Source organism: Denitrovibrio acetiphilus DSM 12809 (assembly GCF_000025725.1).
GTDB classification, from domain to species: Bacteria; Chrysiogenota; Deferribacteres; order Deferribacterales; family Geovibrionaceae; genus Denitrovibrio; species Denitrovibrio acetiphilus.
On the sequence record NC_013943.1, the window covers coordinates 2,898,970 to 2,924,932 of the forward strand.

The 25,963-nt window shown below is 44.6% G+C and carries 19 protein-coding genes and 1 riboswitch; of the genes, 1 reads left to right on the forward strand and 18 read right to left on the reverse strand.

Annotated features, from left to right (window positions below; all coding sequences use genetic code 11):
* Positions 1-78 precede the first annotated feature (78 nt).
* From DACET_RS15785 to DACET_RS13825, 10 genes are all read right to left on the reverse strand, one after another.
* Positions 79-1,620: a sensor histidine kinase gene (locus DACET_RS15785; RefSeq protein ID WP_013011977.1), complete on the reverse strand. Its 1,542-nt coding sequence runs from the start codon at positions 1,618-1,620 to the stop codon at positions 79-81.
* A complete protein-coding gene (locus tag DACET_RS13785; protein ID WP_013011978.1) occupies positions 1,621-2,871 on the reverse strand; it encodes an HDOD domain-containing protein in 1,251 nt (416 codons plus the stop codon).
* A 71-nt stretch (positions 2,872-2,942) separates the two neighbouring features.
* Complete coding sequence (locus DACET_RS13790) at positions 2,943-5,624, reverse strand: PAS domain S-box protein (RefSeq protein ID WP_013011979.1); 2,682 nt, start codon at positions 5,622-5,624, stop codon at positions 2,943-2,945.
* Positions 5,621-6,721, reverse strand: coding sequence for an ABC transporter substrate-binding protein (locus tag DACET_RS13795; protein ID WP_148214195.1), 1,101 nt, complete (start codon positions 6,719-6,721; stop codon positions 5,621-5,623). The genes DACET_RS13790 and DACET_RS13795 overlap by 4 nt, the downstream gene beginning before the upstream one ends.
* A 109-nt stretch (positions 6,722-6,830) precedes the next feature.
* Positions 6,831-7,076 (reverse strand): hypothetical protein, encoded by a 246-nt coding sequence (locus DACET_RS13800; RefSeq protein WP_013011981.1) that lies wholly within the window; start codon positions 7,074-7,076, stop codon positions 6,831-6,833.
* Positions 7,077-7,127: 51 nt separating this feature from the next.
* Positions 7,128-9,119 carry a flagellin N-terminal helical domain-containing protein gene (locus DACET_RS13805; RefSeq protein WP_013011982.1) on the reverse strand — a complete coding sequence of 664 codons (1,992 nt, stop codon included), beginning with the start codon at positions 9,117-9,119 and terminating at the stop codon, positions 7,128-7,130.
* 158 nt (positions 9,120-9,277) lie between these two features.
* The gene (locus tag DACET_RS13810; RefSeq protein WP_013011983.1) at positions 9,278-11,065 is read right to left on the reverse strand and encodes a chloride channel protein; all 1,788 of its coding nucleotides are present in this window, start codon (positions 11,063-11,065) and stop codon (positions 9,278-9,280) included.
* A 67-nt stretch (positions 11,066-11,132) separates the two neighbouring features.
* Positions 11,133-11,852 carry a class I SAM-dependent methyltransferase gene (locus DACET_RS13815; RefSeq protein WP_013011984.1) on the reverse strand — a complete coding sequence of 240 codons (720 nt, stop codon included), beginning with the start codon at positions 11,850-11,852 and terminating at the stop codon, positions 11,133-11,135.
* On the reverse strand, positions 11,852-12,961 hold the full coding sequence (gene metX, locus DACET_RS13820) for a homoserine O-acetyltransferase MetX (RefSeq protein ID WP_013011985.1): 1,110 nt from the start codon (positions 12,959-12,961) through the stop codon (positions 11,852-11,854). Before metX ends, DACET_RS13815 begins: the two co-directional genes overlap by 1 nt.
* A gap of 2 nt (positions 12,962-12,963) precedes the next feature.
* Positions 12,964-14,244: an O-acetylhomoserine aminocarboxypropyltransferase/cysteine synthase family protein gene (locus DACET_RS13825; protein ID WP_013011986.1), complete on the reverse strand. Its 1,281-nt coding sequence runs from the start codon at positions 14,242-14,244 to the stop codon at positions 12,964-12,966.
* Positions 14,245-14,311: 67 nt separating this feature from the next.
* Positions 14,312-14,421: riboswitch (SAM riboswitch) on the reverse strand.
* 128 nt (positions 14,422-14,549) lie between these two features.
* On the opposite strand from DACET_RS13825, the gene DACET_RS13830 reads away from it, so the two are divergent.
* Positions 14,550-15,152: a hypothetical protein gene (locus tag DACET_RS13830; RefSeq protein WP_013011987.1), complete on the forward strand. Its 603-nt coding sequence runs from the start codon at positions 14,550-14,552 to the stop codon at positions 15,150-15,152.
* A gap of 82 nt (positions 15,153-15,234) precedes the next feature.
* Here DACET_RS13830 and DACET_RS13835 read toward each other — a convergent pair whose 3' ends face one another.
* From DACET_RS13835 to fmt, 8 genes are all read right to left on the reverse strand, one after another.
* Positions 15,235-16,407 carry an O-antigen ligase family protein gene (locus DACET_RS13835; protein ID WP_013011988.1) on the reverse strand — a complete coding sequence of 391 codons (1,173 nt, stop codon included), beginning with the start codon at positions 16,405-16,407 and terminating at the stop codon, positions 15,235-15,237.
* A 61-nt stretch (positions 16,408-16,468) separates the two neighbouring features.
* On the reverse strand, positions 16,469-19,675 hold the full coding sequence (locus tag DACET_RS13840) for an efflux RND transporter permease subunit (protein WP_013011989.1): 3,207 nt from the start codon (positions 19,673-19,675) through the stop codon (positions 16,469-16,471).
* A complete protein-coding gene (locus DACET_RS13845; protein ID WP_013011990.1) occupies positions 19,672-20,649 on the reverse strand; it encodes an efflux RND transporter periplasmic adaptor subunit in 978 nt (325 codons plus the stop codon). Before DACET_RS13845 ends, DACET_RS13840 begins: the two co-directional genes overlap by 4 nt.
* A gap of 300 nt (positions 20,650-20,949) precedes the next feature.
* Positions 20,950-21,987, reverse strand: a complete 1,038-nt coding sequence (locus DACET_RS13850) for a zinc-dependent alcohol dehydrogenase family protein (RefSeq protein ID WP_013011991.1) — start codon at positions 21,985-21,987, stop codon at positions 20,950-20,952.
* A gap of 216 nt (positions 21,988-22,203) precedes the next feature.
* Entirely contained in the window at positions 22,204-23,343 is a 1,140-nt protein-coding gene (locus tag DACET_RS13855) for an RsmB/NOP family class I SAM-dependent RNA methyltransferase (RefSeq protein WP_013011992.1), read from the reverse strand.
* The gene (gene htpX, locus DACET_RS13860) at positions 23,343-24,212 is read right to left on the reverse strand and encodes a zinc metalloprotease HtpX (protein WP_013011993.1); all 870 of its coding nucleotides are present in this window, start codon (positions 24,210-24,212) and stop codon (positions 23,343-23,345) included. Before htpX ends, DACET_RS13855 begins: the two co-directional genes overlap by 1 nt.
* Entirely contained in the window at positions 24,209-24,985 is a 777-nt protein-coding gene (locus DACET_RS13865; protein ID WP_013011994.1) for a DUF116 domain-containing protein, read from the reverse strand. The genes htpX and DACET_RS13865 overlap by 4 nt, the downstream gene beginning before the upstream one ends.
* A complete protein-coding gene (gene fmt, locus DACET_RS13870; protein WP_013011995.1) occupies positions 24,978-25,901 on the reverse strand; it encodes a methionyl-tRNA formyltransferase in 924 nt (307 codons plus the stop codon). Before fmt ends, DACET_RS13865 begins: the two co-directional genes overlap by 8 nt.
* Between the last annotated feature and the right edge of the window lie 62 nt (positions 25,902-25,963).

The following is a 25,963-nucleotide window of genomic DNA, read 5'->3' on the forward strand; positions in this document are numbered from 1 at the left end:
TTTCGTTAGTAACTATAATTAATAATAATACCGGCGAGAGCTTGCCGCAAATAATAAGCCTTGGAAACTGAAATCAATTTAATTTTTATTAAAACATATGCTGATCAAAGCACCATCACCTGTATTGCTTGCTGCGATGGAACCGTTCATATGTTCTTCGATAAAAACTTTGGACATATAAAGACCTATGCCCGTCCCCTTACTTTCTTCTTTAGTTGTAAAATACGGTTCAAAAACTCTGTCTATGACTGCAACGGGGATACCGCCGCCGTTGTCGGTAACAAAAACTTTAAGAGTTCCGTCAAGTGACTCCACTTCTACCCTTATGAGTCCTCTAGAAATTTTACCGTTTGCCAGCCTTTCACTTATGGCGTCTTTGGAGTTGGAAAAGATATTCAGAAGAACCTGTTTAAAAAGTCCCTGTTCACCATGAACAATAAGCTGCTCTGTCTCCTCATTATCACCACGGAGCAGAGGTTCGATAAAGATACCGGAGTTACTGTAACTTTCATTAACCAGAACTGACACATCCTTAACCGTTTCAAAAAGATTAAAATCTTCTCTTTCGTTGCTGTCCGGACGGACAAGATTACAAAAATCATCTATGGTATTTGACATATGCAGTATAAGCTTAACAGCTTTTTCCACAGATTCTGTCAGGTATTCTTTTGAAATACCTTTTTCTTCAAATTCATCCATCAGATCCTGAACAATCATCCCAAGGGAATTAAGCGGCTGACGCCACTGATGTGAGATAGCGTTCAGCATCTGCCCCATTGCTGCCATCTTACTCTGTTCATGCAGAACCTGTTCACTTCTGCGTCTGTTCTCTGTTTCAACAGCGACTCTGTTTTCAAGGGTCTGATTAAGGTTCGCAAGAGCATCTTTCTGCTGAATGAGAAGTTTTTCAATTTTCTTCCTCTCGCTGATCTCATTCTCCAGCAAAGAGTTGGTCGCAGTCAGCTCTCTCGTCCGTGATTCAACCTCAGCCTCAAGTTTCTCGTTAAAGCTTTTAAGGTAGATTTCGGACTGCTCAAGCCTTTTAACACTTTTACTAAGCAGCTCATTTGCCATTTTATTTCTGTTGTAAAGTTCGAAACTTTCCAGAAGATGTGCGGTATTATTCATCACGATGGTGATAAGAGAAAAGACCGCATCGGGGACATCCTCTTTGTTCACATCAAGCAGGCATATAAACATCCCTCTTGTGCGTGAAACAGTGGAAAGCGCATGAACAAGAAGAACACCGTCCAGCACTTTGCTTCTGACTGTTACAGACCTGTTAGCTTTGACAGCAAGCGCAAATGTGTTATCCATAATGAGTTTATCTGTTTCGGAAACGATACTGTCCCTGCATTCCTCCGGGAAGAAGGCTGCGGGCGTGAAGAAACCGTTACTCTCATCAACCAGCATAAATCCTGCTGACTTAACGCGAACCAGTTTTGATATTTTTTTAAAGGCACGTTCGATGATAATATCAGTGCTTTCGAGTTTATTAAGGCTGACCGCAAGATCGTCAACCTCTAAAACATTCTCCAAAGCTTTGATACTCTCTGTTTTTTCCTGAAGCAAAAAATCAACTCTTGCCTCCAGAAATCCGAGCCTGTCGTTCTCATTCATTTAAAGCACCTTAAAGAAAACTTCCTCAATCTCTTCGATCTGCCTTTCTGACTGGCTGACAATTGGCTGAATAACAGAAGGCGAAAGCCCAAGACTGCCCCATATTTTTTCACTTACAGATGGAACAATCGTAGATGCGGAAACCGGCGCACCAAAAGCGATGGCAAGACAGTCCGCTATATTTATTATTGAAGATTCCACATCCACAGCAGAATCCGTATGATGAAATTTAACATTTTTTATGAGCCGTGACGGAAATTTCCATTTCTCCATCAGGGCACTGCCAACATCTGCATGCTCAAAACCAAAAAGTTCTTTCTCTACTTCTGCAAGAGGTCTGGACTGAGTCATACTGAGATAAAGCGCATATGCAGAGTGCTCCGGCAATGATTTAAATATGACAAGCCTGCCCACATCATGCAAAAGACCGGACACAAAAAGTCTCTCTGTTGAAACCCCTTCGAGATAAGTACCGAGAAGTCTGGCAAAAACACCGCAGGCAATGGAATGTCTCCAGAAGAGACGCATATTTGTCAGCTCCTGCGGTATCCCTTTAAATGCCTCTATGGCAGAGATTCCCACCGCAAGTGTTGCAAGCTCTTTTGTACCGATAATAGTAATGGCTCTGCGAATCGAGTCTATTTTAGACGGGAAACTGTAAAAGGCACTGTTAACGATCTTAAGCAGTTTAGCCGAAAGACTGGTGTCTTTCTCTACGACATCCGCCATGTGTGACGCTGAACTGCGGGGAGAGTTGAGAACCTCGTTGATCTTATAATATATATCAGGGAACGATGCCAGCCCGATCTCTTTGTCTACAAGATACTTCGGCGTAATGACATTCCGATCAACGGGCTGCGGTTCAGATATACTGCTTATATCCTGCTCTTTGAGAGCATCCGCTGCTTTGATTTTTCCGGACTTTATCCCTCCTGCGATATTGAGTTTATTAAGTCTGTATATCTCTTTCGCAACATCGGCGGTCAGACTGGTATTTCGAAAATTCCTCTCAAGAATACTTTCTGCGTCAGCAAGTATCTCTTTAGAAAACTCTGCTTCTGCCTGACTGTCCAGTATACTTTTGTCAACTCCCGTAATGAACGCTTCTGTAATCCCCCATGACCGGGCGATTTTGATATGCTTTGTTTCGAAAACAGACCCGGCACCCAACAAAAACCTTCCGTTAGGGCAGACAAGGTCTTTTTCAAGCTTCATTCCGGGTTTGATATCGTCGATATAAACTAATCCCATATGTCTTTTTTACCTATTAGTAGTTATTTCCGTATATCACATATAACATTATGACACAATGACATATTTGCTCATGAGCCGTAATAAAGTGTGACCGTAAACTTCGCGCCGTCCTCTACATTGCAGGCTGTAAGCAGTCCCCCCATGTGGTCTTCCACCATAACTTTTGACATATAAAGTCCAATACCTGTACCTTCCCCTTCCGGTTTGGTGGTGTAGTACGGGTCAAAGATTCGTACAAAACTATCATCAGGTATCTTCACGCCATCGTTACTAATGGATACTGCAACTTTCATTTCCTTATATTCTATTGTTATATATATGTTACCAGCATCTCTGAGAGAATTATTTCTCTTTTCTGCTATCGCATCTCTGGCATTCTGAAGAATATTCAGAAGAACCTGTTTCATTTCACTGGAACTGATTAATATATCTTTCCCATATTTTGCATCAGCGTCAGGAAGCGCATTTTTAAAAATTTCCTCTTCTCTGTCGGAACGCACAATAATCTCATAGTCAATATTCTGGTTGCGGAGCTGAGTAGAGATAAGCGAAACGCTTTCAGACACCACAGAAACTATGCTCACAGGCTCTCTCTTGTTTGAAGAGTGAAAAAAATTTCGAAAATCATCAATAGTTCCGGACATATGATGTATAAGTTTCATAGAGTTTACAACAAATCCCCTGAGATACACCCCGTCAACCTCTCCGGCATCATAAGCATCTTCGATATCCTGCGTATATAAAGCAAGAGCATTCAGAGGCTGCCTCCACTGATGAGCGATAGCACTTATCATCTGCCCCATAGCAGCAAATTTAGCCTGCTCGAAAAGAAGCTGTTCATTCTTCCTTCTCTTTTCGGCTTCTTCAGTAACCCTTATCTCAAGATTTCTATTTATCTCTTCGAGCTGCATCTTTCTGTTCAAAAGCTCCTGATCCATCCGGATACGTTCGGTTATATCACGAAAAACATATACAAAACCAACAGCCTCACCTTTGTTGTTCACCATCGCCGAAGATGTCAGGTTAACTGTTACAGCCCCTGAATGCTCAGTGTCAATATTTGCTCGAAAAGTTTTGCTGAAAGAATCATTTATGCGTGTCAGCTCGGCGGAAAGATCAACTCCGGTATCAAAATCACGTATCTTAAGCACTTCTGCAACATCCCGCCCCAGCAAAAATCTTGTTTTCTGTGCCAGTATAAACTCCGCACTGCTGTTCATAAGTGTTATCCTGCCGGTTTTGTCCGCAGCAACAACTCCCTCTCCGATACTTTTAAGGGTAACATCAAGCCTTTCCTTCTCTCTTTTCAATGCATTCTGGATTCTGGTAATCTCTGTTATATCAATAAAAACAGCTATCAGTGCCTCTATAGTGCCGTCAGAATTATGCATAGGGTGCACGCTGCACAAAACAGGGAAGGACACCCCTGTTTTCTTCACCATCTCAAAGCGGGCTGTTGTCATATTTCCGCGTCTTAGAGCACCCTTCTGCAACCTGCCCAAGTCGTCACCGCCACCTTTCACCATCATCGCCGCATACTGTCCGATCATTTCAGAAAGCTTATAGTCAAGGATAAGCTGCGCACCTGTGTTTGCATCAGTAATAACCGGCTCTGAGTCTGTCGAAATAACTATTAACCCGGTGTTTGTAGTAGAATCAAAAACAGACCGTATATATTCTTCCTTATCTTTAAGGGCTTTTTCTCTTTCGAGAATACGCTCTGACATATTTTCAAAGCTGTCGTAAAGCACTCTGAGCTCTCTCAAGACATTCTTATCTGCAGCTTCAAAATCTTTATAGATACCTTCCGAAATAGACTCGCTCCACACAGTCAGCTTTTCAAGGGGTCTTATAAGTTTTTGTCTGATAAAGTAAAGCACGACTAGTATGAAAAACATTGCTACAACAAAAGATATTGCTGTCACACGGACAATCTCATCGAAGAACCCGAACGCAGACTTGCGGCTCTGCTCAAACACCAGAAACCACCCTGTAGCAGGCAGTTTGTAGCCAGCACCTATCCTTCTCTGCCCGTCATATGTATAATCTTCGACAACATGCCCGCCCTGATAAGCCTTCTGAGCAACAGGATGCCGAAACAAGTTTTCACGATACGCACTGCTGCCTAAATTCGTGGCGGAAATAATATCACCATGATCATCTATAATAAAAACACCTGCATTATCAGACTGATGTAAACGGAGCAGATCCTCAGATAAAAATTGCAAATTTATATCACCGACAACATAGCCATCAGGATAGCGTACAGAGATACGTACTAAATAGTTACTGCCGGAAAAAGAGATAAAGGGGTGACTCCAGTAGACTTCATAATCTTTAAATCCTTTGACGCTGCTTAATGTTATGCCGATAAAATCACTTTTTTCATACATATTGAATGAACTAAATGACAAATCGACAATTTTCTTTTCCTTATCGAGCAGATAGACTGATTCAAGAATATGAGTATTCTTCACACCATATTGAAGAAGTGCAAGAGAATTATCAACAAGCCCCTTCTTACCAATAACATCAGCAACACTCAACAGATATCCTGCGGGGGCTTCCAGTCTTGTATTGACTTTACCGGCAATAGAGTAAGCTGCGGTCTGAACATCACCTGAAATTTTCAGTTTAGTAGAATCATAAATACTGGTCAGAAAAAACAAAAGAAATCCGCCCAAAGGCAGGACAAGAAAAAAAGAGAAGAGGATTATGAATAATTTTCCGATGCCTGCATTCTGCTTCATTCGGCTATGCCCTGATAGGCGGTCTCCCCTTTCTCAATAATAAAATAGTGCAGAGGCAGGTACGAATCACCGTATTCGTCGAACTCGATATCAGTAAATAATTCCCCCTTAGCAGAAGCTTTACTCAGAGCGGCAACAAAGTTAGTTCCTGACTGAATATCATCAAGACCGTTCAGAAGAAGCATTGCAGCCTCATAGCCGTAGACATTCATCCATGAAGGTTCCTTCTGAAATCTATTTTTATATGCCTTCGCGAATTCTGCATATGCAGGGGAATTCTGGTCTACATAGTAATCAAACAGCATAACACCTTCCACAGCCTCACCGCCGAGCCTGTAGAAATCATCCGAAGTTGCCCATTTCCGAATAAGTATCTTCGAACCAAACCCGCGCTTTTTCATCTGCCAGATAATAAGTGAAGTATCCATCGCTGAACCAATCACATAATAAAGCTCCGGAGGATTAGCAGAATCTTTCTCGATCAAGGAACCAAGCCTTTCTCTGGAATCAGGATTGAATGGACGTACATCGCGTATACTGCCGCCATGGTTCATAAAAGACTCGGTAAAAGTCTTTACTATATCATTAGAATATGACGCATTTCTGGCGTCATAGAGAATTACAATATCATTTATTTTCAATTTATTAATAAGGTATGAAGACATTCCTTCTGTTTGTTTGCGGCTGTTGTTGGGGATTATACGTGCGAAATTATCCTTCTTACCCGCCAGAGAAGATGTGCTTGCGGTCGGACTCATCATAAATATACCGTAAGTGCCAAGAAGAGGTACAACTGTACTCGCAACACTGCTCAGATTCGGACCGATGATATACTTTACTCCTGCTTCGGAAAATTCGTCCAGCAGTGCAGCACCTTCAGCAGGTCTGCCATAATCATCCCTGACAACAAGATTGACTCTTTCCCCCACAGGTGAAACCTCTATCGCGAGCATAACTCCCTGCAAAGTCGCCTGCCCAAGATCAGAATATCTACCTGAAAGCGTCCCCATATACCCAATATTTATTTTTTCTTCATTCTTGCTGCAACCAGTGACCCCTGCTGCAAGCAAAACCATCAGAAATATGATCCTTAACAATATTGTTAACCCTCAACCTAGTCCGGCTACAATAACATGAGAGCAAATTTTAAACAATATGATTTAAAAGTATATAGCGTGAAAAATAAACTCGTTTCTGCCTTATATTTTACGCTTTTTCATCAACATTGATGCCTTTGCCGGCTTGCCTAACCCTTGCTTTTTCCTCTCTGTCATCCGCTTTCGCCTCTTTTACGCGGACATCATCTCCCCGCCTCTGCTCGATGCTTTCCTCACGTATCCTTTCCGATTTTGCCTGCTCCTGCCTGCGCAGTTCTTTACTCTCCTGCTGACGTTTCTGTATCTGTTCAGCGTATTCCGCATTAGCAGTCATTCTGCTTTCAATCCTTGCCATATGAGCCTCCTCATTTAATATATCTCACATTACGCCTATGACCCTGAAAAGTTATTTACTGTCGGTAATCCCAAGCAGCATAAGCACTCTGCTGGGCACAAGATTAGCCTGAGCGCTCATCGCCAAAGCAGCATCCCTGCCCGCCACGGCAGCATAGTAATTAGCTGTCTCTCTGGGAAAATCAGTATCTTCATGAATGCTTAGATTAGACTCGAACCCGGCATACATATCACTGACAAGACCTGTGCGTGTGCTCAAGCTGTTAACGAGACTGCCTACTTTTGATGCCTCACTGCTGACAATATCCATTTTCTCATCAATACTTGCTATGGCAGACTGGGATCCGTTATCCGTTGTAAGATCCAGCTGATGCCTGCCGTCAGCACTCAGAAGCCCGAGTCCGCTGGCTGTGAGGTCTCTTATAAATACGCTCACACTGTCTCCGTCACCATTTGCACTTGTGTATTGAAGCATAGACTTATCTGTCACGCTCACATATCCGGAGTCAAGGTCTGCCTCATGCGCCACTTCAAAAACGATATTATCTGCAATATCGTAAAAATAACCGGAAGCTGATTCATATATCTGCCCTTCGTGCTTAAGAGACGCATCCTCACCTGTACCTGCCTTCTCAGTCAGACCAAGTGCCGAAACAAAATTACCTGCACTGTCCAGCATGCTCAGGCGCCCCTCTTCGCCATAACCAGCAGCTTCAATATTAAATATACTGCTGCCGGAATCAGTATCAAGTGATGCCGAAGCGACACCGCTCCCACTGCTGTTTATAGAGGCTGCGATATCACTCAGCCTGTCATCACCGGTATAGCTGACAGAGAATGACGAGTCCCCGTTTCCGATTGTTATAGTTCCGCCTGCGGAGCTTAAGGCGCTGTAGTTTGCAAAATCCACACGCCATGTATCACCTATACCTGCATCAGCCGATGAAAACGTAAATTTACTGCCGTTAAGTTTCGAAGACTCATACGCCTGAAATTCATCTCCGGATGCCGTCCAAGAACCCATCCTGTCTCCGGATGAGTCAAAAGCAGCATAACGGAGCTCTCCGCTGTCGTACTGAAACTTGATATCAAAATGCGAGTTCAGCATCGCATCTTCACCCCAGATGGCAGAGGTTAATGTAGTGGCTGCCGTTGTGCCTCTGTTCCCTTCATCTATAGCAGTTAACGTATTACTGCCGCTGGTGGTAGAAAAGTTGTATTTATAGCCTTCAGCATATGTCCCATCATCTTCTATCGTGATCCCCATACCGTTCAGTGAGAATTCTGTCCCCGCAGAACCGGAAGCCGTGACAACGCCTGTTCCGTTGTTATAAACTTTGAAATCAGAAGAGTTGCTGAATATCAGCTCATACTCCCCTGTTGCCGTGGAAGCAGACGTTGAAAGAGTAACAGAACCGCTTATCCCCAGAGAACTGGTATAGTCATAATTGGGATTTGTAAGGCTTGCAGAGCCAGCCGGAGCATTGTCCGCCGTCACCAGATGTTTAGTAGCTCCCGCAATATCAGTGAAATAGTACGATGATGACTCTACTGCATCTGTGGCATAACCTGCCAAAGCAGAATCAGATCCTGACAGCTTCGCGCCCATCTCACCATTAAGCAGTTTTTTGGTGTTAAATTCTGTAGAGGATGCAATTTCATCTAACTCGTTGACAAGATCTTCAACCTCCTGCTGAAGGTTCTGGCGGTCCTGGCTGTTAAGAGTAACATTCTGCGACTGCACGGCTTTTTCTCTGATAGTCTGGAGGACTGACAATATGCCCGAAGTGCCGGACATAGCACTATCAGCAGTTTGAAGCATGCTGATGCTGTCCTGAAGATTATCGTTCAGCTTCCGGTAAGACATAATAGCGGACCTTAGCCGGCTGATATATCCGGTTTCACTGGGGGAGTCGCTTGCAGAATTGATTTTTTTGCCGGAGGATATTCTTTCAACAGACTGATTAACTGCCTGCTGATACTTGTTTATGTAGTTTGAGGTTTTAGAGGCAAGTGGATTGGACGCAATTATAACACTGCTCATGGCCGCACCTATATGGGCACTTCCCTGTTCGTATTACGCATCCTTGCCTTTATCGTATCGGCACACATATCGATTACTTTAGATAATTTCACACATTATCTTCACATTTCACAGCGGCATTTAATATAATAGTGTCAGGATTACATAAAAAGAATTAATCAGAACTCGGATTCTTCAACCTTTTCACTACGGCGCTTACGAAGAACCTTGTTGTAGGTTGATATGATATCTCTACGGGTGATAATCCCCACCAGCTTCGTCTGAGTTTCCTCATCCACAACCGGCAGAAGTTCGATATTTTTAAAACCTATATTCTCTATTGCATCAGCCAGAGAATTTGACGGACGAATAGTAGGAACATCCGTTTCACAAACTTCTTCGGCAACGACAAGATCCTCCAGCCCTTCCTCAAACACGAACTCACGTATCTCTTCGAAAAGCAGAACACCGACAAGAGTCCCATCCTCTTTAACCACAGGAAAGTTATTATGCTTCGTCTGGGGTATGAAGTGCAGTATGTCGTAAAAATGCATATCTTCTTTGAGTATTATAGGGTCAGGGCGCATGACATCTGCAACCTTTATGTCCTGCAACACCTGAACGAAAAATTCACCTTTATGAATAGGCGATTCGCTGCGCATAGGGACTTGATTGACATACATTGTTGTCTTTCGCAGCAGGAGAAATGCAAGGGTGCTGACCCACATAGAGGGCACCAGCAGGTGATAGTTCCCCGTCATCTCGCTCACCATGATTATTGTGGAAAGGGGGGTATTGGCTATACCGCTGAAAAAGCCCGCCATACCCACGATGACATATGCACCAGGTTCAGGAGCGATGAAAGGTACAAATGAATTCAGGGCAAGACCGACAAAGCCGCCCACGGCTGCACCGATAACCATAGAAGGGCCAAATATTCCTGCAGACCCGCCGGAGCCGATACTGAAAGAGGTCGTAAGTATTTTTGCAAAAATCAGTATAAATATAAAACCTATTCCAAGCTGCCCCTGCATACCAAGCTCAATCTGTGCATAACTGCCGGCAAGTGCCTGAGGGACAAAAAAGCCTACACACCCGGTCAGAAAGCCGCCTATGACAGGCTTGATATACGGCGAGATGTGCATCTGTTTAAAAATACCATGAATACCGTAGAAGGTTCTCACATAAAGCCAGCCGAAAACTGCACAGGCAAAACCAAGCACAGAGTAGCCTATAAGCTCCACAGGGTTCTCGAAAGCAAAGTCCGGCGTGGCAAAAAGAGGCTCCCACCCATACACACTGCAAAATACAGAATAAGCTATAATCGAAGTGATAGCTGAAGGTAAAAGAGCTTCATATTCCATGTCAGAGCTGGCATAAAGTACTTCCGCTGCAAATATCGCACCTGCAAGGGGAGAGCGGAATATAGCCCCGACACCTGCCCCCATACCGGCAGCAGTCAGAATGCGTCTCTCTCTCTCGGACAGCTTAAGTGTTGTCCCGAGAAATGAACCAAAACCTGCGCCAATCTGTGCAATAGGACCTTCACGTCCACCGGAACCGCCAGTGCCGATAGTTATAGCACTTGCAAATGTCTTTATGATTGGGACACGCCAGCGGATGGATCCGTTTTTAAAATGTATGGCTTTGATGGCGGCATCGGTTCCATGACCCTCTGCCTCCGGTGCGAATTTATACACGAGAAAACCTGAAATAAGACCGCCAAGGGCAGGTACAAGCAGTATTGACCAGCGCCTGAATTCCGTTGCAGCATGTCCGAAAAGAGCATGCTCCCCACCGGTCTCTTCAACTCTGATCCCCATAAGGTAATCCATAAAGAAGAATGAGCTCCCCTGAAGCAGCAGAAAGAAAATAATAGCGCCCACGCCGGAAACCAGTCCGACTATCGAGCCCAGAATAAACCAGCGTCCGATAACAGGCAGGTTGAATCTTTTACCAGTAAACATTACTTAAATATACCCATCCCTCACAATAAAACAAAATACTTTACCCTGCAATGACAAATGGAGTATTTCAGGTTGATTTTCTGAATATAAATACGGCTTTTTTGTCGGTGTACGATATGATGTTTTTCCCGTCAGCTTTAAGCCTTAGCTCAGCTTTAACCTTATCAGGCAGGTCAAGAAATGCCTGAACTGTCGAGCGATATTGTTCTTCCGATGGGTTCGGCCTGCGAGCCCATTCATCAAAGATATGCTCCTTGTAAAACAAATCTGAATCTTCCAGATGAAAACCTTCTGCAAGAGCCATCCCCTCGACTTCTTCTACTTTGAAGCTTCTGCGGTGGGTCGTATCGCGGATCAGCTCTATTTTGTTAAGTTCTGCGTCTTCAAAACCCACAACAGAATCTATCAGCACAAAGTATCCGCCGGTTTTGAGAACACGGAAAACATCATTCATAAAAAGACAGGGGTTTGTGAAATGATGCATAGCAATACGACAGCCCACAAGGTCGAAAGTATCTGACAAAAAAGGGAGAAATTCACCCCGTGTCCTCACAGGCATATCGAAGCCAAAAGAATCTCTGGCAGTTTTCAGCATATTAAAACTGTAATCTGCGGTATAAATAAGCTCAGCCGGAAAAGACGCACCAAAGTGCCCTGCTGCACAAGCTATGTCCAGCGCTTTTTGAAACTTTTTCCCAGCAAAGTATTTTTCGAAGTATTCAAGATCAGACCCCACAGCATGATCACTGCTTCTGAGATAGTTTTCTGCTGAACGGTCAAAACCCATCAGACTTCACTCAGAAAATTCTTAATAATCTCAGTCTGCGCTTCAAACTCCAGCAAAAACGCATCATGTCCGTAATCCGACTCAATATTTTCCCAGCGGGGTTCATTTCCGATCTCTTTCATAAGAGTGACAAGTTCCTCTGTCTGATAAGGCGGAAAGAGGAAGTCGGACGTAAATGTTATAAAAAGAGCCTTTGATGTTATAAGGCGCAGCGCATCCTTAAGTCCGTTGCGACCATAGGCAAGCTCAAAGATATCCATTGCCTTAAGCACATAAAGGTAGGTATTCGGGTCATAAAACTCGGTAAATTTATATCCGTTATAGCGGAGATAGTTCTCCACTTCGAAAAGCCCCTTAAAGTCGTATATGCCCTCAAATGTTGCATACCTTCTCCCAAATTTACTGTGAAACGAGGCATCGGACATATAAGTTATATGACCAGCCATCCTCGCAATAGCGAGCCCGTCAAGGGGGGCAACATCATCGTAATAGTCTCCGCCACGCCAGTTCGGGTCTTTCATAATTGCGAATTTTGCAATGGCATTAAATGCTATCGCCATGGGGGTAACGGCAGCGGAGGCAGCTATAGGTATGATGCTCTTTGTGGCATAGGGGAAAGTCGCCCCCCACTCAAGAGCCTGCATCCCTCCCATAGAACCGCCCGCAACAGAATGAAGAACTTCTATACCAAGGTGATCAATCAGCTTCTTCTGAAGTTTTACCATGTCTCTCACCGTAACAACGGGGAATTTCAGTCCATAACGTTTTTTCGTCTGCGGGTCAACAGAGCTTGGGCCTGTTGTTCCAAAACAGCTGCCGAGGAAATTAGACGAAATCACAAAATATTTATCAGTATCAAACGCTTTACCGGGACCTATCATAGAGTCCCACCATCCGGGGCGCTGGTCATCCTCTCTGTTAAACCCTGCGGCATGTGCATTCCCTGTAAGGGCGTGACAAACCAGTATTGCGTTATCTCTGGCTTCATTCAGCTTGCCGTAGGTTTCATACGCAACGGTAACAGACGAAAGCACACGCCCACTTTCGAAAAAGAACTCTTCCTTTAACGTAAAGAACTGTGTTTTTACAACGCCTACTGAACCGGACATAACTATTTTCCTGCCTTCATAGCCTGTTCGAAGTCTTCTATTATATCATCAATATTTTCGATACCCACAGCCACACGGATAAGCTCCTGCGGTATGCCCGCAGCGTTAAGCTGCTCTTCGCTCAGCTGGCGGTGTGTGGTACTAGCTGGATGCGTTACGATAGTCCGGACATCACCAAGGTTTGTAGCATGTATTGCGATTTTAACATTCTCAATGAAGGTTTTAGCCCTTTCAAACCCGCCTTTCAGACCGAAGCACATCATAGCTCCGCTCCCTTTAGGCATAAGCTCTTTCACCCGGTGATAGTTTCTGTTGTCCGGCAGGTCAGGATAATTTACCCATTCCACATCTTCACACCCGAGAAGAAATCCGGCAAGCTTATAGGCATTTGCACAGTGGCGTTCCATGCGCAGTGCCAGCGTCTCCAGCCCACAGAGTATCTGAAATGCATTCGAAGGGGAGAGGCATCCGCCCACATCCCGAAGTATTTGCACTCTCATCTTGATTGCCAGAGCCATGTTTCCGAATTCTTCGGCATAGACTACCCCGTGATAGCTCGGGTCAGGCTCGGTGAACCCGGGAAACCGTCCGCTTCCTTTCCAGTCAAAAGTCCCAGCATCCACAACAACTCCACCCATAGCAGAACCGTGCCCGCCGATAAACTTTGTCATGGAATGAAGCACAATGTCCGCACCATGCTCTATAGGTTTAAAAAGGAAAGGGGAGGTATATGTATTATCCACAATGAGAGGAACTTTATATTCCTTTGCAATGGCAGAAACAGCGTCGATATCCGGAATGTCGCTTGCAGGGTTGCTTACTGATTCTATATATATTGCTTTTGTTTTGCTGTCTATGTTTGCTCTGTAGGCATCGAGGTTGTCCTGATCAACAAGACGAAACTCTATACCGAGCTTCTTAAACGTATGAACAAACAGATTATATGTACCGCCGTAAAGTTTGCCGGAGGCGACTATGTTGTCCCCTGCCTCTGCGAGAGTTGTGATCGCCATATATGTTGCAAACTGCCCCGCTGCCGTGCAGACTGCCGCAGAACCGCCCTCAAGCATTGCTATTCTGTTCTCAAGAACCTCAACAGTCGGGTTAGAAAGACGGGAGTAAATATGCCCGGGAGCTTTCAGGTCAAAAAGGCTGACAGCATGGTCAATCCCTTTGAACTCGAATGCATTCGAATGATAGATAGGAACCTGTGTTGCACCTGTCTTTTCATCCGGCCTGTAGCCTCCGTGGATAGCTATAGTCTCAAATCTGTGATCACTCATGTATTCCTCCAAAAAAAAAGCCTCTGTCCAAGGGTATTGGAAGAGGCGGTATGCACTTAGACATATCGACTTATCTCTCCTCCATAGGGTCGGAATTAGCACCAGACATCAGCTTTTAATGCTAACCGGCTGCTGTAGCTTCACAGGGCCTTGTCCCTCCACTACTCTCGATAAGTTTTCATAATATGCTATATTCTATTTTTACCTTTGTAAAGTATTTTTCATCCTGATCTCTATAAACAGTGTTTGATAATATCATTTATTCTGTTAAATTACCTGTAACATATTCTCCGGAGGTTTCACTCATGAACCCAAAAAAGATACAGATCATAGGGCTCGTTCTTGTCCTCGCATTTTTCGGAATGATCGTAGCCAGAGCCCTTATGCAGAAAGACAGGGTTGTCAAAAATGAAGATGACTTCAAAGCGACTCAGGGCGTACTTGAAGAAACATGGCAGCTCCGGCACATAGGAGAAACAGGGCTTGTGGTCATCACCCCCGACAGCATGAAACATGTCCCGACCAAGCTTGATGACGAAGCGAAGAAAACACTAATAAGCTATGATGCATTTGAATATTCTCTGGAATCATTCGGAATGCGGATAAACCACATCGTGTCAAAAGTCCCTGTGGACTCAGAAGAGTATGCAGACAACCTTGCAAAGGTGATAAAGAAGATAAAGGGTGTTAACAAATATACTTACGCAATCTCCCCGCTGACTAAATCAGGGCAGGAGGGGTCTTTCCTTAAAGGGACAGCAACCCAGTACGGACTATCCATAGAGACTGACTCTGTAATTCTTGTTAAAGACAACACTTTATGGGAGGTTACTGTCAGCTTCAACAGTGACAATGTAAAACTCAGAAACCTTGCGGAAAAAATATTCAACTCTGTAGAAATTCGCTAGGCAAACCGCACATATCAGTGCCATTGCAAAAGAGGGCATTACAGAATAATCCTGTCATGCCTATGATTGATTGTATGCCGAGCTAGCTGACGTCATGGTCTGTTTCAGTCTCATCGCACTTTTCAGCTACGCCGATTGACGGTCTTCCCGGAGCCAATGTCAGCCCCACGACAGACAGACATGTCATTACAACTTCCGAGTCGGAGAGGTTATTCTCGGTGAGCCCCTCCAGAAGAAAAACCACAAAGACAAACATCCCAACCTTTATAAACGGGCTGCATTTACTTCGCCTATAGATCTCCCACATTAATGTCCCGATAAAGCCAAGCAAGGCAAAAAGACCAAAGAAACCGTGCAAAAAAGTATATTGAATATATGAATTATGTGCATGTGCTCGGCTTGATGTCGGCACGTTTATATACTTTGAAACTTCATCCTTAAAATTACCCTTACCATATCCAAAAAAAGGTCTGAGCATAATTGCTTCACTTGCGGCTTCCCACAGCACAAGGCGTGTTCCTATTGAGGACTCTGTCTTGTGAATGTTGTCGATAGTCACTGTAAAGCGCTCTCTCACCTGCGGATCAGCATAAATCCCCCCGCAAATCAAAGCTATAAGCACAATCCCCCCGACAACTCCTTTCAGGTGATACCTGTACACCACCAGCGCAAACCCCGTGATGAGCAGTGAAAATATGGGACCTCTGCTGCCGGAAAGCACTAATCCAACCAGACATATCAGAAAAGTAGCAACAGTGAGGGCAAGCTGTTTTTTATTTTTATAAAGTTTCATTACCAACAGCCCCAGAGCTGTAATGCAGATAAGAGCTGCCACGTTGCCATATGTCAGTGAATGCGTTAGGAACCCCTGAAGACGATCAACCTTACCGGAGAAATATTCATAAAGACCAAAAACCGTAGTTAATATCCCCCCTGCGAACAGCCACATCAGATACCCCGCTTTATCTCTCCCCTCGAAAACGACGTAAATCACAGGGAGATATAAAAGCACCCAGAAGCTTTTGAGTCTGGGCAGGGACTTACCAGGGTTCACACCTATAAAGGTCGATATAATCTCAGCTACAACCATAAGCAAAAAAAAGATGAAGAATCCTTTCTTAAAAACCGAATAATCTTTCGTCTTATATATCTTATATATCGCTATTAATATAATAAGTCCAAACGTACCCTCCGCAGCAGAGATCGACACAGGGTTTGCCAGAGCGCCAAATTTTAATAATATATCTATTGCCAATTTTCCCCTCTATTCATAATAATGCGAGTCCATTATACATCCCTAAAATAGAGCAGACAAACTATTTATCTGATCTTTTGTTTATTACCCAGATACGCACACGTTCCAGAAGTTCATATTCAGCAGGGACTATCAGCAGCGTAAGCAATGTAGCACTGGCAAGACCGCTGCAAAAGGCAGTTGCCATACTGGACCACTCAAGAGACTTATTCGGGAACCCCACAGCCATCGGCAGAAGACCAAGAATAGTAGTCACCGTTGTTATCAGAACAGGACGCATCCGCTGACTGCATGCTGTGAGTACAGCATCTCTCAGAGCCATGCCTTCCCTGCGTCTGGCATTCATAAAGTCTATCAGTATGAGTGAGTCATTAACAGCTACCCCAGCCAAACCAACAACAGCGATAAAACTCTGCACGGTGAAAGTTGATCTTGTCAGAAACAGACCGTAAACCACACCGATAATTGCAAACGCTATCGCCGACAAAATCAGTACCGGCTGAAAATAGTCATTAAACTGTGCCGCCAAAACAAGATATATAGCAAGAATAGCTATTATAAATGCCATAAACAGTGAGCGAAATGCCCTCGACGTCTCTTCAAACTCACCACCGAATGCCACCACCACACCTGGGTATTTTACGGCTATATCCTTAAATTCTGTTTTCACAAGATTCTGGACACGACTCGGCGTCAACCCTGAATTATCTGTAATATCAGCGGTAACAGTTATCGCCGGCTTACCGTTATAACGCCTCATAACATTCGGCTCTGTGCTATATACGATCTCTGCAACATCTTGCAGGTATACAGGGCGGGTACTGTTCTCAATAACAGGGAGCATCAAAACATCTTCCGGTGACCCCACCCCTTCGGATGTGTAATTATAAGCATCAGTGTTCTTGACAAGTTTTACTTTCAGATCTACTTCATCGTCAAGCGAGCGGAACTTACCTGCATACATCCCGTTCAGCGCGCCGGAGGCAACGCCTACCACTGTAGTTTCATCCAGCCCGTATTCCCGTATCTTATCTGCCTTTGCCTTTATAGTGAAAGAGACCTGCTCTTTAGCACGATTATCCTGAAGCTCCTGAAGCCCGCTTGTCTCACTGTTACTACGCAGAAATGCCATAATTTCATTTGCTGCACTTTCAGCAGTTTCAAGCGAATTGGCAGTGACACGGATATTAACATCTTTCCCCACCGGAGGCCCTGAGTTCTCACCGAAGATATTGACTTCCGGCAAAACTCCCCAATCGCTCTTATGCTCTGCTGCAAAGCTTTTAAAATCTTCCCTCAGATAATCAAGATATGCCAAAGCATTATTATCGAAAATATCGCCGAATTCCTGATCCTCGACATTCGGCAGTGTCACAATAATTGATCCGTAATAGTGCCCCCTGTGCCGGACATAATCCACATCTTCGTAAAATCCTGCATAACCGGAAGCAGAAGAAGCCTCAGCTTTCCCCTTTGCCATAATATATGCAGAATAATCACGTATAACCTTATCTGTGACCTCAAGCGGAGTCCCAGTGGGCAGCTCAAATGTTACATGATACCTGTAAAAGCTATCCGGGAAAAACTTCACTTTAATAAGCGGAACAGCCCCCGTAGCAGACAAAACCAATATCGCAACCGCTATCCAAAAGACAACTGTCATCACCACCAGAGTCTTTACGGAGTTATTAAGAAGTGACGTTACGACTCTACTGTAAAAATTCCACGCATGAGCAAACACACCGCTTTTGACATGTGCCAGATCATCTCCGTCATGACTGCTGACCTTTTTCGGTCCCCATTCATAGTAATGAACGGGCAGTATAATAAGCGCTTCCAGCAGTGATGCCGCCAGAGCAAAGATCACTGTCAAAGGGATAAAAGCAAAGAAGTCTCCTGTACTCCCCGTCATGATGAACATCGGGACAAATGCGAGAATTGTCGTCAGAGCAGAGCTTGTAACGGGTATGAATATTTCAGCAGTCCCGTCACGTACAGCCTTTGCCATGGATTTGCCATTCTGTAGGTGCCTATATATATTTTCAACAATAATTACAGAATCATCAACGATAATCCCTGAGATCAGCACAAACGAAAAGATTGTAATAGTGTTTATCGAATATCCGAAAAGGCTGTTCATCAAAACAGCAAAAAGTATGGAAAAAGGTATACCGACAGATGTAAGCATAGCGTTACGAAACCCAAGCACAAGCCATAGGATAACCATCACAAAGGCTATCCCCATAAGCATATTTCCGCCGAGCACATGCACAGAATCTTCTATCTCCAGAGTGGAATCCTGCGTATAATAAACAGAGATCCCTTCGCCTGCGTGACGTTCGGCGAATGAATCCGCCTCCTGCCTGACAGCTTTTGCTATAGTTCCGGTGTCTCCGTCACGAAGCTTTTTGACTATGAGCTGTACGGTGCTTTTCCCGTTGACTGACACCATAATGTCAGGGTCTCTGTTGCTCAGACCGGCATAAACTGTTAAGTCACGGACACGTATAAAGTTTCCGTCACCATCTTTGCGAACCACGGCATCAAGTACAGCGTCCTGCGAGGAGAAACGCTCTCCGGTATCCATTGCATACTCTGTATCCCCTTTCCTGAAAACCCCCGCAGGAATTTTGCTGTTTGCCTGCTGAACAGCACCGGCGGCCTCCGCGAAAGAGACCCCATACTCTCTCAGCCTTTGCGGGGAAAGAGCCACATGGAATTCATCCTCAAAATCACCGGAAGTCGATATACTCTCCACCATAGGAACCTTACGAAGGTCAGTTTTAAGCTCTTCTGCAAGAAGGTCGAGGGTTTTGTTTGAAACATCTCCGGCGATATTCACCGCTATAACAGGCAGGAATGCTTCAGTGTCTACATATATAAAAAGGGGCTCATCAACTTCATCCGGAAGATCATTCTTAATATTCAGAATCTTCAGGCGCATCTCATCGTAAAGATCCCGATAATCCGAGTCGTCTATAAATTTAACCTGCATAACGGAAATGTTCCGCATGGAGCTGGACTGAATATATTCGACATTTTCCAGATCTTCGATAGCGTCTTCGAGTTTTTTTGTAACAAGGCTTTCCACATCCTCAGGCGATGCACCGTAATAAACTGTATAAACGAACACCTGACCGATATCTACGGGGGGCATGTTCTGAACAGGAGATGTATTGAAACTGTTAACTCCTGCGATAAGCAAAATCATGAAAACGACATTTACAACAACTCTTTTTGAAAGGACGAATTCTATAAAACGTTTCACTTATCAACCGCCCGAAGCTCCATCCCGACATGCAGCTTCTCTGATGGGGCAAGTATTACCATGTCCCCGTCACGTCCGACAATCTGCACATGAATTTCTTCCTCACCTGAAAAAATACGGGCATTCGCATAGCGTTCATTCACAGCTCTCTTGTCAACCATATAACCAGAAACATTTGTAACAACAGGGATCTCCACAAGTAGCCCTCCAACACCCTGCATCTTTATACCGATCTCTGCCTGACGCTTCCTTGTGGTTTCGTCAAATGCGGGGTTAATTTTTGTGACATTCCCTTTTTGTTCTGCACCATCAACAATAATATCAAACTCATTTCTGGATGTAAGATAATCGATCTGAGCATTGTCTACAAAAACAGGTACGATAAGCTCTCTGAAATCACCAGCAGTGGCTATCACATCTCCGGCATTAACCAGCTCTCCCTCTTCGAGGGGTTTTGATGTTATCTGCCAGCCTGCAGGAACTCTGATATACTGCCTCCGGAGTTTTTCCCGCAGTTCCGCAAGGTTTATCTCCAGAGAACGCTTCTCTATAAGCAGCTCCTCACGACTCAAAACCGCCTGATCAAGGGACTGTCTGGCGCTGTCCAGTCTGCTCTCAGATTCTGCCTGACTTGCATAAAGGGAATCTACTCTGGTAAATTCTTTTTTGAGATACTCAATACTGTTTTCAAGCTTTCTGACAGATGCATCTATCTTCCCGATTGAATTTTCAACGGAATCAATACTGAATTTTGTAAAAACCGGATCAATAACAGCAAACACTGAACCATCAGAAGTTTCACCCATGTCCAGATTTACCTGTGTAAGCCTGCCTGAGGTTTCTGCCGTGACAGTCATTGTCTTAATCGCTCGAGTGTAGCCTGTTATGACAGAATGTTTTTTCGCCGGTAAAAGAGTGAATGAATAAGAATTAAAACTGAAGAAAAGAGCTATTATGAAAAAGAACCTAACCATACGCACCCCCAAACAAAGCTCAATAAATAGAGTTTAACGAATAATTTGAAAATGTATATAGATTCCCACGGTGAAAACTGTGGTTTTATTGCTTCGCACGTGTTTAACACACGAAAGCTACAACTTCGTTGTCACAGCCAGAGCATATGTAAAATACGTCACTGCTAAGCCCGCAGGGGTGTGGCAGCCTCTGGACTCGTTAATCCTGAGATTGCTTCGTCATTACATTCCTCGCAATGACTTATAAGCTCTAACATACAAGCATAAAAAAGGCGGGTATTATACCCGCCCTGTAGATTCTTACACCTCAATAATAACTTTAAGCGCCTTAGTGTCTGCCGCCCTGCTGAAGACATCATATGCTTCTATTATATCATCAAGCTTAAATCTGTGGGTGATAAGCATAGCCGGATCAATCGTTTCCGCCTCAACTGTTTTCAGCAGCATAGGCGTGGAAACGGTATCCACAAGCCTGGTTGTGATACTTATGTTATGAGCCCAGAGATCCTCCAGGTGCAGATCAGCCTTTACTCCGTGGACACCGATATTGGCAATCACACCCCCGGCACCAACAAGCCTCTGACAAAGCACAAAAGTCGAAGGTATGCCCACAGCCTCAATAGAAGTATCAACACCTCTGCCGCCTGTAAGCTCCATCACTTTGCTGATGGGGTCTGTATTTTTATTATTAATGGTGTGTGTAGCGCCGAATTTCTTTGACACTGCCAGCCTGTTGTCATCCAAATCTATCATAATGAGCATAGACGGAGAGTAAAATTTCGCTGTCAGCAGAGCAGCAAGCCCTATAGGTCCCGCACCTACTATCGCCACAGTGCCTCCGGGGGCAACTTTACCGTTCAGCACCCCACACTCAAACCCAGTGGGCAGAATATCGCTAAGCATAACCAGAGCTCCTTCATCCGCCCCTTCGGGAATGTGGTAAAGGCTCGTATCAGCATGAGGGGTGCGGACATACTCAGCCTGTGTGCCGTCAATAGTATTGCCGAGTATCCAGCCTCCGTCCACACAGTGCGAAGGGATCCCCTTTCGACAATATTCACATCTCCCACAAGCGCTTATACAAGAGATAAGCACCCTGTCACCCGATTTAAATGATCTGACGCCGTCCCCTACTTTCTCAACAACCCCCACACCTTCATGACCGAGAACACGCCCCGGTGTACAACTTGGTACATCTCCTTTGAGTATATGCAGGTCAGTTCCGCATATGGTTGTTTTTGTGATTTTAACGACTGCATCTCCTGCGTCCAAGACATCAGGAACAGGACGTTCCTCCACAACCTTTTTTCCCGGACCGTTGTAAACCAGTGCTTTCATAGTTTCCTCCAAAGTATTGAGTTTGGAGCAGCAGCAGCTTTAATCGGAACAGTTAACATCTCCGGCGCTGCCTTAAGCCCCATAGGTTAAGCCATGCGCCAATAAATAAAACGGCGCATATGTTCAGTGAAATATACTTACTTGTAAATATAGTCCACAAAACGTGCGCCGCAATTGATTTACATACATATTAAAGTTAAAGCTTCAAAAGATTGCTTAGCTTTTTGTCAAAACCGCCCCGAAAAATCCATCCGCATCATTTTTATACGGAAGCGAACGGAAGAAATCACCGTCCTTGAAATCCTCATCACATGAAGGAGTGACAAGTTTAAAAGAGCTGTCCCATTCCATAAATTCCTTTATAACATCCACGGTTTCTTCATCCTCCATAGAGCAAACGGAATAAATGATCTTGCCCCCTTTGCTGAGAAATTTTGAAACTTTTTTCAGGATACCGAACTGTCTTCTGGCATTTTCTTTTATATCTTTCTCGTTTCTGAACCAGCGTACTTCCGGATGGCGCTTTATTGTACCGAGGGCGCTGCATGGAGCGTCAAGCATTATAAGGTCAAACTCCGCCTCAGTTTCCATCTCAAAAATATCATTTTTGATGCAGTCCACATTACCGAGACCGAGTTCAGTCATATTCTCTTTCAGCTTTTCAAACCGCTTATAGTATTTCTCAACAGCGAATATTCTGGCATCAGGATATGTCTTCGCGAGCACGAATGTCTTCCCGCCCGGCGCAGCGCAGCAGTCAAGAATAGACATGGGCAGACACTCACCTGCCAGCTTCGCCACAGAATATGACGCTCTGTCCATTATGTAGTGGTCATCACTCTTCTCTTCCAGCTTATCTATCTTCATGGTGTCAGTATCCACGCCATAGAATGACGGCTTCTGGTTCAGATCCGTGAGGAAAACATCTAGCTCATCCCCCAGCTTGGTCTCCCAGCGTTTGACAAACCACTCAGGAAAATCTTCTCTTACGTTATACTCACTGAGAAATTCTTCTTTCCTGCGTCCGACATTACGCAGAACAGCATTGACAAAACTGCGCTTGTTCATCTGCACAAGGATCACAGATTCGTTAACCGCGGCGTAATCGGGGATGTCGTCCATAAAAAGTATCTGACAGGTACCCAGTGCCAGAGCAGCTCTGAGCTCCGGCCCGGGCATCTCTGTATAAAGTTTATCAAGACACTTCTCAATGAAGCCGAGGTGTCTGAATGTTTCGAAATATATCTTTCTGTAAAGTCTCTGCTCTGCGGAATCTTCGAAATAATCTTCACGCAGAACACCTTTGTAATATGATTTTAAGACATCAAAGAGTCTCTTTCTGTATCTGTCCGCCATTAGCCTATCTTCTCAGCTAGAGCATTAAGGCGTTTAATCCGCTCTTCCACAGGCGGGTGAGTGGCAAACAGCGAAAGCAGACTTTTCCCTTTCAGGGGGTTGATTATCATCATATGTGCTGTTGCGGCATTTGCGTTCTCCATGGGGATATAATCCGCTGTTCCGGATATCTTCGCAAGGGCACTGGCAAGGGCTCTGGGCTTATGCGACAGATGCGCTCCACGTTCGTCAGCCAGATATTCCCTTGAGCGGGAGATTGTCATCTGCACTATCATGGCAGCGATAGGGGCAAGTATGCTCACAACTATCAGCACAACTATGCCACCGGGGCTTCCGCCCTCATCGTTATCACGGCTAAAACCACCGAAAATAGCAGCGAATCTTGCCCAGTCAGCAAGCATCATTATCGCACCTGCAAATGTTGCAGCGATAGTTCCTATAAGGATATCACGACCATAGATGTGGGAAAGTTCGTGGGCAAGAACACCCTCAAGCTCGTCCTCATTCAATATCTGCATGATACCTGTTGTAACGGCAACAACTCCATGCTCGGGGTTTCTCCCTGTCGCAAATGCGTTAGGTGCCGGGTTATTAACTATATAGACCTTCGGCATAGGAAGGTTGCCCTTTGTGGCAAGGTTTCTCACTATTCTGTAAAGGTCTGGCGCATCTGCTTCGTTTGCTTCTTTTGCACGGTACATTTTCAGAACTATTTTGTCGCTGAACCAGTACGAAAAGAAATTCATAAGCAAAGCAAATCCGAATGCGAAAATCACACCGCTACGGCCGCCAAGCACTCCACCGACTGCTATAAAAAGCACCGTGAGAACTGTCATAAATAATGCGGTCTTAAGCGTATTGCTGGTCATATTGCCTCCTGAGATTTATATATATTTTTTATTTCATCCTCTATCATGCGGACATTAACCCTTGTACTTCGGCATTCACCGTTCGGTCTTTTGTTGCAAAAGCCTATTACCGGCAGTGGGTAAGTGTCCTGAATTCCGCTTAGCAGGTCTCTTTCACAAGCCACAGCTAAAATCACATCGGGTCTTGTCTCCTTAACTATCCTGCGTGCCACAGTCCCGCCGGTGGCGACATTAATAGCTAAATTATACTTCTCTGCGATTTCGACAAGATCTTTTATATCACATTTTCCGCAACCGACACACTTGCCTATATCGCTTGTCAGCTTTAGTCCGCAGTCGTCAAGCTGAAGACAGTGCGGAAGAAGAATAAGTATATTCTCCGGCTGTTTACCCTTCATCAGGTTACGGACTATCTCGTTGTTAATATTAACGAAAGCCCTCACCAGCCTGTCCTTCTCGACACCGAGCATCTTTCCGGTACGCAACACAACAGGAAGCGTGAGCCTCTGGGCTACACGTCTGAAGCCTTTCACCTGTCCGAAGTTACGCCCTGTAAGAGCAGTGTATGCAAAAACTATTGAAAACAGTGTCATAAATAATGCAAACATTATAAAAAGTCCGGTTATAACCCACACGGTCCACCCGGCTATAACAGCCGCACCGATAGACATAAAATACCAGACCATAAGCCCCGTTCCGAACAATATAGAACCGGACAGAAAAAACAGCGCCATAAAGATAGCTCTGTCCTTTGATATTATCTTCTTATTCAAACTTTTCGCCGCCTTTAAGCTGTGCTCCAGCAAGGAAACTGCCCACAGGCATCCTCTTCTTCCCTTCCGGCTGAAGCTCAACAACTTTCAGCCCGCCTTCTCCGCACTTTATGGAAAAACTCTTTTTGGTCACATCATAAACTGTTCCAGCCTCAAGCTCTTCATTAGCTTTGACAACTTCCGCCGAAAAAAGTTTCACAGTTTTGCCGTTCAGCCTGCTGTAAGCAGTAGGCCAGGGGACAAACCCACGTATCATGCATTCGATCTTTTCCGCAGACTTCGACCAGTCGATATGCCCGTCATCTTTCTTCATCATGGGCGCATATGTCATATCTTCTTCAACCTGCTTTACAGGTTTTATATTTTCGAACTCATTCAGTGTTTTGATAAGAAGCCTCGCTCCCGTTTCAGACAGTTCCTCTGCTATGTCCACAGCTGTCTTCTTCTCTATCGGTGTTTTTAGAACCTGTAAAATGTCTCCTGTGTCCAGTCCGGCATCCATCAGCATAGTTGCAACGCCTGTTTCCTTCTCTCCGTTGATAACAGCCCAGTTAACAGGAGCTGCTCCACGGTATTTCGGCAGGAGTGAAAAATGGACATTAACAGGGGCATATTTAGGCACATCAAGCACAGCCTGAGGCAGTATCTTTCCATATGCCGCCACAACCAGAAAATCAGGCGCAATGGACTTTAACTGTTCCAGAACCTCGTCATTATTTTTCAGGCTGATGGGCTGGATAACATCAAGCCCTTGCTCCAGAGCAAATTCCTTTACAGGCGGAGCCTGCATCTGTTTACCACGCCCTTTCGGTTTGTCTGTCTGGGTTATGACCAGAGCAACATCTATATCGTTATCAACTAATTCTCTGAGTGTTGGCACAGCCATCTCCGGCGTACCCATAAATACAACTTTCATAGCTTCAAAGCTCCATACTTAAGTTTGAGATATATTAATAATGCATAAAGCCTGATTTTACA

Coding starts and splice junctions, on each gene's coding strand:
- fmt (WP_013011995.1), bottom strand. CDS start 25,901: ATGAAAGTTGTATTTATGGGTACGCCGGAGATGGCTGTGCCAACACTC.
- htpX (WP_013011993.1), bottom strand. CDS start 24,212: ATGACCAGCAATACGCTTAAGACCGCATTATTTATGACAGTTCTCACG.
- DACET_RS13815 (WP_013011984.1), bottom strand. CDS start 11,852: ATGGGTTTTGACCGTTCAGCAGAAAACTATCTCAGAAGCAGTGATCAT.
- DACET_RS13805 (WP_013011982.1), bottom strand. CDS start 9,119: ATGAGCAGTGTTATAATTGCGTCCAATCCACTTGCCTCTAAAACCTCA.
- DACET_RS13855 (WP_013011992.1), bottom strand. CDS start 23,343: ATGGCGGACAGATACAGAAAGAGACTCTTTGATGTCTTAAAATCATAT.
- DACET_RS13800 (WP_013011981.1), bottom strand. CDS start 7,076: ATGGCAAGGATTGAAAGCAGAATGACTGCTAATGCGGAATACGCTGAA.
- metX (WP_013011985.1), bottom strand. CDS start 12,961: ATGTCCGGTTCAGTAGGCGTTGTAAAAACACAGTTCTTTACGTTAAAG.
- DACET_RS13825 (WP_013011986.1), bottom strand. CDS start 14,244: ATGAGTGATCACAGATTTGAGACTATAGCTATCCACGGAGGCTACAGG.
- DACET_RS13850 (WP_013011991.1), bottom strand. CDS start 21,987: ATGAAAGCACTGGTTTACAACGGTCCGGGAAAAAAGGTTGTGGAGGAA.
- DACET_RS13810 (WP_013011983.1), bottom strand. CDS start 11,065: ATGTTTACTGGTAAAAGATTCAACCTGCCTGTTATCGGACGCTGGTTT.
- DACET_RS13830 (WP_013011987.1), top strand. CDS start 14,550: ATGAACCCAAAAAAGATACAGATCATAGGGCTCGTTCTTGTCCTCGCA.
- DACET_RS13845 (WP_013011990.1), bottom strand. CDS start 20,649: ATGGTTAGGTTCTTTTTCATAATAGCTCTTTTCTTCAGTTTTAATTCT.
- DACET_RS13790 (WP_013011979.1), bottom strand. CDS start 5,624: ATGAAGCAGAATGCAGGCATCGGAAAATTATTCATAATCCTCTTCTCT.
- DACET_RS13785 (WP_013011978.1), bottom strand. CDS start 2,871: ATGGGATTAGTTTATATCGACGATATCAAACCCGGAATGAAGCTTGAA.
- DACET_RS15785 (WP_013011977.1), bottom strand. CDS start 1,620: ATGAATGAGAACGACAGGCTCGGATTTCTGGAGGCAAGAGTTGATTTT.